Here is a 364-nt window from a genome sequence, read left to right as displayed (position 1 = left end):
GAGAGGGAAAAGGGAAGAGGAGGAGGAAGAGGAAGAGGGGGAGAAGAGAAAGAAGAGAAAAAAAAGGAGAAAAGGAAAGAAGAGGAGGGAGGAAAAAAAAAAGAAAAAAAAAAAGGGAAAGAAAAGGGAGAAGAGGGGAGAGGGGAAAGGGGAGAAGAAAGGGGAAAAAAAGGAAGAGGAGGGGAGGGGGGAGGGAAAGAGAGGGGAGGGGGAAAAAGAAAAAGGGGAGAGGGGGAGGAGAAAAGGAAGAGGAAGAAGAGGGGAGGGAGGGGAGAGGGGAAGAGGGGAGAGGGGAGGGAAAAAGGAGAAGAAAAGAAAGGAGGGAAAGGGGGGAGGGAAGAAGGAAAGAAAGAGAGAAGGAAAA

Annotated in this window: 1 protein-coding gene; it reads left to right on the top strand. The window is 49.5% G+C overall.

Annotated elements, in window-relative coordinates; all coding sequences use genetic code 11:
- On the top strand, positions 1-364 hold a 364-nt coding region (locus tag KH400_RS30155; RefSeq protein WP_217228434.1), incomplete at both ends, for a hypothetical protein.

The sequence above is a fragment of the Desertibacillus haloalkaliphilus genome (assembly GCF_019039105.1).
Taxonomy (GTDB): domain Bacteria; phylum Bacillota; class Bacilli; order Bacillales; family KJ1-10-99; genus Desertibacillus; species Desertibacillus haloalkaliphilus.
This window is presented reverse-complemented; position numbering and strand designations above follow the sequence as displayed.